At 50.0% G+C, this 12,919-nt stretch carries 7 protein-coding genes; all 7 read right to left on the minus strand.

Annotated features, from left to right (window positions below):
- Positions 1 to 37 precede the first annotated feature (37 nt).
- Complete coding sequence (locus NI000_RS12300; RefSeq protein ID WP_253410888.1) at positions 38 to 1,627, minus strand: extracellular solute-binding protein; 1,590 nt, start codon at positions 1,625 to 1,627, stop codon at positions 38 to 40.
- Positions 1,628 to 1,687: 60 nt separating this feature from the next.
- Positions 1,688 to 2,554, minus strand: a complete 867-nt coding sequence (locus tag NI000_RS12305) for a carbohydrate ABC transporter permease (RefSeq protein WP_253411150.1) — start codon at positions 2,552 to 2,554, stop codon at positions 1,688 to 1,690.
- A 62-nt stretch (positions 2,555 to 2,616) separates the two neighbouring features.
- On the minus strand, positions 2,617 to 3,534 hold the full coding sequence (locus NI000_RS12310) for an ABC transporter permease (protein WP_253410889.1): 918 nt from the start codon (positions 3,532 to 3,534) through the stop codon (positions 2,617 to 2,619).
- 358 nt (positions 3,535 to 3,892) lie between these two features.
- Positions 3,893 to 5,671 (minus strand): glycosyl hydrolase family 18 protein, encoded by a 1,779-nt coding sequence (locus tag NI000_RS12315; protein WP_375540964.1) that lies wholly within the window; start codon positions 5,669 to 5,671, stop codon positions 3,893 to 3,895.
- Positions 5,672 to 6,104: 433 nt separating this feature from the next.
- A complete protein-coding gene (locus tag NI000_RS12320; RefSeq protein WP_253410891.1) occupies positions 6,105 to 11,162 on the minus strand; it encodes a DUF4132 domain-containing protein in 5,058 nt (1,685 codons plus the stop codon).
- 19 nt (positions 11,163 to 11,181) lie between these two features.
- On the minus strand, positions 11,182 to 11,601 hold the full coding sequence (locus NI000_RS12325) for a hypothetical protein (protein ID WP_253410893.1): 420 nt from the start codon (positions 11,599 to 11,601) through the stop codon (positions 11,182 to 11,184).
- Between the two features lie 221 nt (positions 11,602 to 11,822).
- Positions 11,823 to 12,620 (minus strand): protease inhibitor I9 family protein, encoded by a 798-nt coding sequence (locus NI000_RS12330; protein WP_253410895.1) that lies wholly within the window; start codon positions 12,618 to 12,620, stop codon positions 11,823 to 11,825.
- Positions 12,621 to 12,919: the final 299 nt, after the last annotated feature.

The raw sequence follows: 12,919 nt of genomic DNA on the forward strand, positions 1-12,919 counted from the left end.
GGACACCTATAATTAGAGCCTTTTAACTTTCATGCGGCTATTTCAGTTTCTTTACGTTGTCTTGCCACTTCTCCGTTTTATACTTCAGCAGCTTCTCATATCCGGCTTGCTTTGCTTCCTTCTCCGCCTTATCAAGAATCGCCAGTACTTCCTCATCGCTTTTGGCATTGGTTAGCGCTGTGGCTTTGGCCTTGGAATAAATGTCCGCTACGCTTTGTGCGACAATGCCTTCTTCGGAGTCAGGCGCAGGATCGAGGTTGACGAATGCCGTTGCGTTATATTGTGTCTTCCAGGTAATATCCGTTTGCCAGCGTGTTTCCCAGTTGCGCTTTTCAACCGGTAGGGTAGCTTCAAATTTCGCTTTTGACGAATCGATATATACGGTGTTGCCATTCCATTGGAAATTCACGAGCGAATCCATCAGGTGGTTGCGCCCTTCGGTATCCGATATGAATTTATCCGTAAAGACCGGCGTATCATCCGCAGCCGTACCTTGCCAGTACAACCCTTCAGGTCCCCAGAAAATAATCCGCTGTCCTTCCGGACCCGTCAGCCAATCCAAGAAAGCGAATATCGCTTCCGGATTTTTGGCCGCCTTCGTAATAACACTGACATTCCACCCAAGTTGCTTGTAATCGCCCGGGAATATTTTATTTTTGTCCATTCCCTCCTTACGGATCGGCCATACCATGATATAGCCGGCTTTCGGATCCTGGGCGCGCAGTACCGTATCCCCCTTGGCTCCAAACTCGGTCGGGCTGGATGCGGCATAAACGGCGATGCGTCCGGTCGTTATTTTCTCGATAACCTGATCGCGGTTTTGCGACATGGCGTCTTGCGACATCAATTTTTCGCGGTACAGTCTGTTCGAGAACTGCATCGACTCGCGAAACGCCGGATCGGTAAAAATCGATTGCAATTTATTTCCATTTGGCACAGCAAGCATATTATTGAACATCGGCGGACGGTTTTCGGCAAATGCCGAAGTCAGAATGTCACTGCCTTCAGCGCTCTGTCCCGGCTCAAATGGTATGACATTCGGATATTTTTCTTTGACAATTTTCAAATAATTGTACAAATCGTCGACCGTTTCCAGCTTCGGCGAACCAAGCTCCTCATAAATTTTTTTATTTACCAGATATCCTGCGTTTCCGTTCGGTCGCGACGTGTACCAGTTCGGGAATTGGTATAGTTTGCCGTCCGGGGAACGAAGCATATTGATCGTCGAATCGCCGGCCCATTTTTTCAAATTCGGATACTTATTCAAGTACTCGTCAAACGGAACGAGCATCCCTTCCGCGCGAAGCTTTTCGACATCCGCCCCTCGTTCGAGCCAAATGACATCAGGCAAATTGCCGGAAGCGATCATCGTATTCATCTTTTGCTTGGCATTACCGCCGGAACTGATCGGTACGACGTTGATCTTTTTGTTTTCTTTGATCCATTTCGTTGCCGGATCTGCCCCCCAGGGCGGCATCGTATACCAATCATAGTGGCCGTAGAAGGAAAATTCCAAAGACTGGTCGGTTTCCTTGTGCACATTCGTTTCTTTGCTGCATCCCGCAAGCCATAATGTGGAGAGCCCAATCACCAACGATATAGTTAGCAGTTTTTTCCATTTGTTCATGTTTAATGTTCCCCTCGCAGTTTTGTTATATGGTTAAAGCGAATGCTTCAGACCCGGATTTCACTCTTTCAATGAACCGATCAGCACCCCTTTGACAAAATACTTTTGTACGAACGGATATACGCACAATATGGGTACTGTCGCGACGATCATCGTCGCCATCGAAAGCGACTTGGTTGTCACTGTCTTCATTCTGTCCATATGGCTTTTGGCTGCCGAGTCCATCTGCGACATTTGCTCGCTCATGATATTGGAACTCAAGATTTGTTGGAGCTTCGTCTGAATCGGCAGCAGATCGATCTTCGATATGTAAATCCCCGGCGTGAACCAATCATTCCAGTGATACACAGCCGTAAACAACGACAATGTCGCTATGACCGGTCCCGAAAGCGGCAACACGATTCGGAACAGGATCCCCCAACTAGAGCAGCCGTCGAGTTTGGCCGATTCCTCCAAGCCAGCAGGGAGTCCCAGGAAAAAAGTGCGAAATATAATCATGTTCCACACGCTGATTAGCCCGGGCACAATCATCACCCAAAATGAATCCATAAGCCCGAGCTCACGGATTAGCAAAAAGGTCGGAATCAGCCCCCCGCCAAAATACATCGTAATGACGCAAACAACCATATACGCTTTGCGGCCCATCAGCTCGCGCTTCGACATTCCATAGGCAAAAATGGCTGTAGCCATAATGGCCGAAGATGTCCCCGCAACTGTACGCAGCACAGAGATGAGAAAGCCGTTCAGCAGCCTGCTGTCCCTGAAGACAACTTCATAGTTATCCAGCGAAAACTCGCGTGGCCAAAATGTGACGCCGCCCTGCATCGTATCCGTCCCGCTGTTGAACGATACAACCGTAGCGTTCCAGAACGGGTAAAACGCGGCAAATCCCAAAAAAAGCAGCAAAGTATATATGATGAATGTCATCGCTTTATCGCCATAACTTGTTGTTGCCAAGCCGTACCGCCTCCTGTATCCCATCTTCCTGTTCACCACAAGCTATTCCCCGATTTACGGGCTATATAGTTCGCCCCCGCCAACATACCGACACTAATGACCGCCTTGAGTAAACCGACCGCAGTCGCATACGAAAACCGGGAATTTTGTATGCCCACCCTGTACACATATGTATCAATGACATCGGCTACATCCCTTAAAGCCGGATTCGATCCGAGAAGCAAAATATCGTCGAAGCCGGCATTGAGCAAATTACCGATAGCCAGAATCAAAAAGATGACAATAACCGGCATGATGGACGGCAGGGTAATGAGAAATATTTGCTTCAGCCGTCCTGCCCCATCAATCGCGGCCGCTTCGTACAAGTGCTGATCGACACCTGCAATCGCAGCCAGATATACGATAGAGCTGAATCCGATTTCTTTCCATACGCCTGTCGTTACAAGAATTGTCCAGAAATATTCGGGCAACGATAGGAAATTAATGGGCTCGTCTATCAAATTTACCCCTAGCAGCAGGAGGTTCAAGCTACCGTTATCTGTCGACAGCAAGGATGCGACAAAACCCGATACGATCACCCACGATAAAAAGTGCGGCAGATAGCTGATCGTTTGAATCACCCGTTTGAACGTCATATTCTTCACTTCATTGAGCATCAGCGCGAGTATAATCGGTGCAGGAAAACCGATCATGATCTTCAATGAACTGATGATGATCGTATTCCGAATGACTTTCCAGTATTCAGGCGAGTTAAAAAATGCCTCGAAATGTTTGAATCCAACCCACGGACTTCCCAAAAATCCTTTAAACACACTGTAATCTTGAAAGGCTGTCAAAACACCGTACATCGGTATGTAGCTGAACACAAAGATAAAAACAAGTGCCGGCAGCACCATCAGTTGAATGTCCAATTGCTTTATAAAACGTTTGATTGAGCTAGATTGAATCATATGAACCTCCCTTGTCGGTAGTCTGGAGATGACTTTACCAATAATTAAAACCTCTTAACTTTCGATTAAAAAAAGAAGTTATTAAAGCCATCCCCTTTCAAGAACTATTGATTTCGGAGAGAGATTCACGGAATTCCGGTAAACTTAGGAACTGAAAAGATAAACTGTCAACGACGATTTGTATCCGCTTACATTGACTCAGACCGACCTGTAATCAATGCCCGTAAGCGTTGGCAGTATTAGCCTCGACAAGCTTGCTTCTCCCCGCGCCATCGGCACATGCTGCCTTATGGAGGTTCTTATTTGGGTGGAACTTGAAGGCCCATGCGCCTTTAAAGGACATGAGCCCTATCGGCCATTATTTCAATTTCCACAGCGCAGCGGCGTTCGGCGGTTCCCATCCTTGAAGCGATGTATGAGGCTGGAGACAGACGTATGTTTTGCCTCCGTAAGATACTTCGTCGTTCACTTTGTAGTTGACGTTTTCCGCCCAAGGCTGCGCCCCGGACCCAACATCTGTTGTCACTTGAATTGAAGCCCCCGGGGATACGTTGCCTGCAGCGTCTGTCGCTTTTACAGTGAACGTGTAAGACGTATTGGCCCTCAATCCGTTCACAGTCACGAATGTGCCGGAAACGTTCAACGTTGTTGCGCCATAGGATACGATATATCCCGTAACGCCTACATTATCCGTGGAAGCATCCCACGTCAGGCTGATACTGCTGGAAGTTTTCCCAGTGGAACGCAGGTTGCCCGGCACTGTTGGGGCTTGCGTATCGCCACCACCGCCTTGGAGAGCGCCGTGCAATTTGCTCAGCAATGTTTTGTTCCGGTCCCCACTGAACTCCCAGAACATAGCTCCGCCCAAACCTTTCGATTTGACGAAAGCGGCCTTGTAACCGAAAGATTCTACATCGTCGTAAGAAATGAACGTGCCACCGGACGGATTGAACAAGTAAGGAACTTTAGCTACATCATTCCAATAACGGGTATAGCCGTTTTTGTTGATATAGTTCGTTTCAAGATCATAGAAATCGAAATTGCCTTGTTCCCATGTGCCTTTAGGGATGCCCGTGCAATGTTGATATTGCCCGTTGCCGGTAGCCGCACATCCGCTCCAACCGCGGCCATAGAATGGCATGCCCACGACGATTTTGTTTGCCGGTACGCCGGCATCGAGATGGCCTTGCACGCCTGCCTCGACGTTGAATTTTGCCGCGTTTGGCAATCCTGCCGCCACCGCAGCCGGATCGTTGTACAATGGCGAGTTATGGCCGCTGATGGTTTGCCATCCGCCATTGAAATCATAAGTCATGATATTAATCCAATCGACCGTTTGCGCGATCTTGTCTAACTCCGTATTTTGGACATAAGACGGACTTGCACCTGAAGCGATGGTCAGCAAATAATGTTTGCCGTCGACGATGCCTGCCGCATCCAGTTTTTCGCGAACTTTTTGCAGCAGCAGCGTAAAGTTTTGTTTATCCTCCGCCCGTCTGCTGTTGCCTGCCAATCCTCCATTCACCGGGTACTCCCAGTCAAGGTCAACGCCGTCGAACTTGTATTTCCGCAGGAAATTAACGGCCGAATTCGCAAAGTTTTCACGCGTATCCGCACCGGCTGCCACATCGGAGAAACGATTGGACCAGGTCCATCCGCCGACCGAGATGATCGTCTGCAAATTCGGGTTCGCCTGCTTCAACTTCCAAAGTTGCTTGAAATTCCCCTTAATCGGCTCATCCCATGTATCGCCGGGGTAGCTTTTCTGCACGTCAATCCACGGATCGCCTAAGACGATTGTACCGTTCGGAACACTGATATTGCCGACTTCATCCTGGCAGGGCCACGTGTTTGGATTCGGCCCTGTCGGATCGGGGTTTCCGTGTATTCCGTTCCAGCAAATATCGGCAAACGCATAGTTGATGTGCGTTACCTTAGAGACGTCCATCTCATTGACCTGGTAATTACGTCCGGTCGTGTTCGCTCCCCAGGAAGGATAATAACCCACGATTTTATATGCGGATGCCGCCTCGGCTTTCTGATTGCCAATTGAGAAAAACTGGAACATAGTCAAAATGAGTACCACGATTAAGGCGATGATAGTCGTTTTTCGAATGTTTTTTCCTTGTGCGATCATAAATGATTTCCTCCTCTTTCCAAAATAAATATCATGCACCATTTTAAAGCTACATTCCATAATTTTACATCCCTCCCTAGAGCAATCGACGGTTCCCGGAACTACTGAGATTATTGCAGTTTGCAACCAGTTGCCCATAGAAGCCGTTCATGCCAGCATACAGTTTCTAAATGAGCACATCACCTCCCCCATGACGACAAACCTTCGCTAAGTGTAAAATGTTGTCCATAAACGCATTACAGCATGCCACCCAAAGTAATTCACCGCTTTACCTTACCAACAATTGTAACCGTTTACGATCAAGGATACTTCCACAATTCTCCTGCGAAATTATGCTATTTTATCGTTTTATCGTTTATTTCATTAATCTCGCAAGTAGAAGTCGTTGCGGACACAAAGAGCGCCCCTCGTTTGTCGGGCGCTCTTCTGCATGCTATAGCATCGCCAGGATGCTTGGATCTTTAATTTTGCTGTCCTCTGCCAGCAGCAGCAGCTTGGACATAATTTCCGCTGTGCGCGGATCGCTGTCGGCGAACGGCAGGAACAGTCGGCCGCGGCTTTGTGAATGAACAGGCAAAATGGTAAGCGCGCCTGTCCCTTTTTTATGCACGATGCCTGAGCCCATATGGACGGTGTATTCGCCAAGCTTGCCTGCAACATGCGCATGAGAGCCTTCCAGCCGCACATTGTCGACCTTCAGCAGCATGAGCAGCTCTTGGGCAATCGCGATACGCATTTCCACGGTCGAATGGCTGGCCTCCGGATCGACGCCGCCGGCGTGAGCTATGCTGACGACGAGGTCGATGTCGCGCATCACTTCCGAGAAAATAACCGGGGGTACTTCCGCCAGCTTGACCGCTTCCATCGTCTCGCGGTTGAAGAACTGCACCGTCTCCAAGGTTGGCGGCTCAATATCGGCCGGCGTAAACCAGTCGGCCATCGCATACATGCGGGCAATCAGGTTTTCCTTGTAGTACACCTTTTGCAGCCCTTCCTCGTAATCGACGGTCCACGTGCGGCCGCGCAATAATGCTACGGTCCGCTGAGGCTGTACCTGATGGCCGGCGTAACGGCGGGATACCGTAACCGCAGCAGTTTCATCGGCGTTCAGACGGTAATATTCGCGAAATACCTGCTTGAACGGCTGCTTGATCTGCCGCACAAACAAGTCCCGTTGAAATTCGCTCCAGCGCCCGGACGCATAGAGATGAACCGGATGGGCAAGCAGCAGTTCGGCATCCGACTGCAGCGTCAGCAGGCTGCCGTCCGGCTGGCGCAGCGTGAATGCGTCCGCCCCTTGGTCCGGCTCCTGCAAATATCCGATAACGCCTTCCCCTGTCTTCGACCCTGCCGCATCAATCCAGACGAGATGGCGCACGAGCGGCGCAATGACCGGATTGTGAATGATCGCACCAAGCTCTTGCGCAGTGAAGCGCGTACCATTTTCCATCGCCTGCTCGAAGCTGAGCTTCGCACGGGTATACTGATCCTGGAGCTCCTTTTGCGTCTCTTTCATGGCCAGTACCAGTTCATCCTTGCGCAAGGCAGCCGGTATGCTCTTCTGGGCTTTACCGCCCTTCTCAACCTTCAGCTCCACTTGACCTTCATCATCAATTTCCAGCCATAGCTTCGTGCCATGAATATCTTGCGGGGAAAAATAAGCCGCGATTTCTCCGATTTTTTCAGCTTCAAGATCCCAGGTCATCCGATTGACATCGCCGTAGCCTGCATTGCGCGCCAAATTTTCGAGGGCTATGGCACCTGCCTTTCCTTCGCTTTCGCGACGCTGAGCGCCGAAATGCCTGCTTTCTTTCAGGAACTGTTGGATTAACTCATACCGCTCTAACACTTCCCGCTTGTTTCCGGCCGCGATTGGCAGCAAAGCATAGCTGAGCAGCTTGTCCTTATTTCGGGCAGAGCGGATGCCCTCCACCAGTTCCTGCTTATCCAATTTCCCTAAGGTGGCATCGGCGAACAACTGCGCGCGTCGGTGCGAATTGCCGCCATCGGTAATATATTTGGCGCAGCTATACAGCAGGTCAAAGCGCTCTGCGCCGAGCGTTTCATGAGCGCTTCTGAACCAATCTCCGTCGAAGGCGCCGTCATTGAAGCTTTGCGGACTGATCGGCGAGAAGATCGCCACTTCCGTCTCCTTCTGCGCAGAGAAGGTTTCGTTAATATGGGCGTGGAAATACCATGCCGCACTCTTTAGTCCCGACCAGCCCAGGTGCTGCTGCACGATATCAACCCATTGCGGCGCATACATGGCCGCTTCCAGCAAGCGCTGCTCGGTCAGATCCGTCTTCTCCAGCAATGCGGCGAGCTGTGCCGCGTCTTCGCCTTTGGCGGGATAACAGCATTTCAGCAGCGAGCTGAGCACGGCCTTCTTCGTCAGGCTGCTATTGTAGACGTAACCGCGCTGGAACGTTTCCTTCCCCAGTCCGGTCAAAATAGCGACAAAGTAGCGCATGCCTTCAAATCGCTGAATCTCTGACGACAGCTCCGATACATCTGTCGGCAAATCGCCGCGTCGCGATTCGATTTCGACAATACGGCACACCGCCTGCTCCAATAGCGGCCTCACGCCCGGATAGCTTTCCAGCAGCGGCTTGCTCCAATTCGGATGCGTTAACAGGCGGATGAAATCTTTTGCCAGGCTCCCTACCATCTTTTCGCGCAGCAGGACCCCGTCGCTGATCAGCCCCAGATGATGCGCACGCATATAAGAATCAACGGACAACGTAGCGCTGTCGGCGCCCTTTAACAGTCTGCAGCTGGCATAAGCGGTGAAGAAATATTCCGCAAATTGCTCGTCGCTTCGCGCGCACTGCTTTGCGCACGTCAGCCACTGCCCCAACAGGCCCGATCCCAAAGCCGGAAAGGGGGTTCCCTCCTGATGCCAATAAAAGGTTCCTTCATCCAGCTCCTCTCGCGGCAGTACACACTGCTCAACCGTCAGCCGTGCCCGCAATGAACGGTAGATGGCCATACAAACCGTAAAGCTTTCAGTCAAGTCGGTTTCATGAAACAACAGCTGAATCAGCTGATCGGTTTTTCCCTTATGCTTGAGCTTTTCCAGCACCTTGTCCAGCTGCTCCGCTTTTTGCTTATCCCTCACATCCGCATAGAGCTCTGTGAACCATTGCTTTTCCGCGGCATAGCTGATCGTGTGGTTCTCACCTACGAACATGAAGACCAGCATGCGCATCGGCGTCAGCTGCAAATCCCGCGCAGCCTGCCGCCATACCTCCGGCAACGGGTAGCTGTCCAGCGAATCCTCGGCAGCTTCTTCGCCATCGGCTTTTTTTACCTTGGCCAGCCCGTACGTCTGATTGCCGAGCAGCACCTTTTCGGAATAGTGGCCATAATCCTGCCCTTCATACTCATAATTGTAGTGCTCCTCGATGAGCGCTTCGAAATGCCGATAAATCGCCGCAACATCCTCCGGCCGCCACGCCGCATACTGCCTCACATATTCCGCTTCCCGCTCGGCTTGCTGCCGATCCGATGCGTCGGCCAGCTCCGGATGATCGTATTTGGGCGGTATCGCCACGTTCTCATTCACATCGTACAAGCCGAAGCCATTCTCGGCGCCATCGCCCGCATCTGCAGCATGCAGCAGCTTATCGATCAGCACCTGCTCTGGTGCTGTAGCCCGCCCCTTCTCATGCAGCGATTGAACATGGGCCCGTACTTGCGGATAAAGCGCTTGCCGCTGCCCATCCTGCTGCAACGATTCGGCAATCGCAAGCCCGGCCAGCCGCTGCTGTTCATTCGAGGCGGACAAGAGCTTACCCGCCGCACGCAGCAGCTCCTCATCGGTCTGCTGCATGAGCAGCGTAATGCAGGCTTGACGCAGGGTGCCTGTCTTCAGCTTCAATAGCTCAACAATTTTGTCCAGCTCGGCAGCGGCAAGCGCCGATTGCCCGAGCAGCTTAATCGCCGCCTCGCGGTTGCTTGTGCTTTTGTCATTCAACGCTTGCAGCAAATACTCGCGATGTTTTCCGGACGCGGCAGCTCCGATCAAATTAACCAGCAAACCGTACCGCAGGTTTGAGCTCATCCGTTCGCTGCAATCTATCAACTGTTCGATCATTGCGGCATCGCGGTCATAGGCCGCCAACGTCATCATGCGCCGCAATAGCTCATCGGCATCTAGCGTTGCCACCGCCCAAGGGAATACGCTCCCCTTAAAGGTTTTCGTCTCTTTGAGCTGTCTCAGCGACTGCAATAAAGCATGGAACTGTTCGCGCCGCTCTACAAGGTCCCCGCTGATCGGAGAATTGCGCAAATCGATAGCCTCGTCCCCATAATGGTAGTCGATGCGATAGTCGGCATAGAGGCTGTTCATCAGCCAAGCCATCTGCTCCGGGTCATCGACGGCTGACGGCAGATGTCCGCTCGCAATCCGATGCTGCATCTCCGACTGGTTCAGTTGGGCCAGGAAGTATAGCGAAGCCAGCTTCTTATATCTGGCGCCGTCCTTCAACACGCGCTGGATGCGCGTTGTGGCTTCGCCAATATCATAGGTCGCCGTCGCCCACAGCGAGAAATAGTAGACCAACGTATCTTCGCTATGTTCCGCTTCCTCCCGGTAGCTCTCATCCGTCAGAGCTCGCAGGGCAAGCTCCAGACATTTACGGATGACCGCTGGCTTCTGATCGGTAAAGGCAAGCCCTGTCCACGTATCGAGCGCCCGGATCACCGCGCTGAAACGCTCCAACTGATGCTCCAACACGATTCGAATCAAGTAGACGGCGGCCTCAACGGTTCCTTCGTCCAGACTTTCCATAATGTGTTGGCGCAGGCCCTCCTGCAGTCTGGCCGCAATCAGGAGACGCCCCAGCATTTCGTAGGCTTCTACGCTATGGCTCTGCACAATGCCGAGAATCATCGGCCTTGTCAGCATCGCCGTCTGATTTTCGCTTAACATGATGTCTCTAAGCGCCTCAATGACGGTTTCGTTGCCCCTATCGAGCTCGCAGGCGATGCGATCGCCCATAATAGAGTCATCCGGCAGAATGATATCATGCCTTGTCAAATAATCGTGCAAGGTGCACTCATAAGCAAGAGCGTTATAGTAATATGTAATTGTCGCCAGTATGGCTTCCATATAATGAGCCAGATCGCGGGAACGATAACCTTTGCGATCATAGGTTGAAGTTGAATAGGTAAGCAAAATGCGGCGACGCAACAAATCCAACAGCTCGGCCCCGTTCTCCTCTCCGAACAGCAGCGCCAGCGCCGAAGACAGCGGTCCCGCCCACAGCTGCTCGGCATCGGTCATCTCATGAATCGGACATGGATAGGCGCGATTCAGATCGGCAATAAACAACTGCTCGCGCTTTTCCTTGTTCTGGTATGTGGCCGTCAAATAGTCCAGCAGGCTGGAGGCTAACGGATAGTGCTCATGATTCTTCTTCGTCTGCAATTGCTCAGACAAGGCATCCAGCGGCTCACGCTTATACTCAAGATGAATACGTTCTGTCATGTTAAAACTCCCTCTCCTATTAGCCCATCATTCCCGACAGCATGGTCAGTCGTATAAAGGTAAAAACCGATCCGGGCGCAATCGTCAGCGGCGCCTGCAGATCCTCCACAACTGTGTCATTAATCAGCACTTTGTAAATGCCGTCCTCAAATGCCTGCAAAGCCGTCTCGACCGCAGTCACAGCATTTGCCTTCCGGTCGTCATAAGCCGCCTGGAAGCCTACCTTGCCGGATTCAGCTTGTTCCTCCAGTTGCCCGGGACTTAAATAAGGAAAAATAGATTGCTCGATGCTGCGCGCGTTAAAACGCTGAACTTGATCTGTCACAATCGCCCGAATCGCATCCCCCAGACACTCCACATCGTCAGGCAGCGACGCCTCAATGAGCTCCAGCACCGGACGCCTTTTGCCGGCCGCTTTGACTCTGAAATAGATTTGCACCCCTTCGCCTCCTGTTATCAAAAATTTGTCCCTTCGAGGGCAACAAATTTTGATATTAATAGTGTCATTATATCATGCGGCCTCCTCTTGTTCCCTTTTTTTTGTGAAAATACGAACATACGACTGACTATTTTACCCGACCTAGATGTTCCGGTTTCAGCTTCCAGAATGCTTATAAAACGGTTAACGGAATTTTATTCTGCGAATACCCGCATCCCGCCTTAGCTGCCGAAGGCTACTCCATCAGGATATAAGATTTTATTATATTGCTCCCACAATGGATTAGTCTGAGATGTTTTCCCTTCCTTTCTGAGCTTGCAGATTTGATTGTACAATTCCTCCAATTTCTTCAACTCATCATTGCTTAGAGAACTAGGGAAATATTTCTTCTCTTCCTGAAAAGATGGGATTTCTTCGTATTTACCAAGAAGATCGGAATATTGAATGTCTAAGCTATAAACTTCATCTTGCAGCTTCCGAGCCTGATTATAGAGAGCTTCCATTTTGGCCAAGTCAGATGGACTAATTGATTTAGGCAGATTTTGTTTTACTTCATCGAATGGGTTTACCGGGAGAATGCGGACGGGATGAGGTGATGGAATCGGCTCTATAGAGACCACTCCATCAGACTCAATATAAGAAACAATGTTAAGATCTTTCAAAACAAGAATTTGCTCTTTCGTTAAATCTGCAGCAAATCCTGCGAACCCTGTCATATTATACCTATGCGTTGTTTCAAACTTGCCAATTTTCTTCTCTAATTCCTCATACACCTTATTATCAGTAGAGTCTTGGAGTAAAACTATGCAAGCAATTTTTCCTGATGCTCCTTTAACTTTTTCAAGAAATTCTTTAGAAATTTTTTCAACAGGCATAATTCTCACTTCGTCTTTATTTGGAGTGACCGGTTGAATTCTTACTTGGTCTTTTGCAGACACGGTCGTATTACCTGTTGCTACGAATAAAATTGAACCAACAAGCGTCACGTACAATACTCCCTTTGCCAATTCTTTTCTCATTTGAAAGTCCTCCCTTATTTTTAAAAAATCCAACTCTCTAAAAATAATCAAAACGTAAGTTGCCTGTACTGTCGCGGAATGCCTGCCTCGTGAAAGGCAATTTAAGTAGAATCGTCTTTTACCTATAACCAAATTAATAAGTCCATTGAACTTATTAATTTGGTTATATCAATTTAAACCAATTCCTTATCGTCCCCAATTCTTTCAAATTCCTTCTTTAATTTATCAATTGGCTTTTTGTCCCCTTTAAAATCCTTTTCAATCTGGGCAAGGTCTTTCTTCTTCTGTTTTACAATTTC

The sequence above is a fragment of the Paenibacillus tyrphae genome, from assembly GCF_024158745.1.
Taxonomy (GTDB): Bacteria; Bacillota; Bacilli; order Paenibacillales; family NBRC-103111; genus Paenibacillus_G; species Paenibacillus_G tyrfis_A.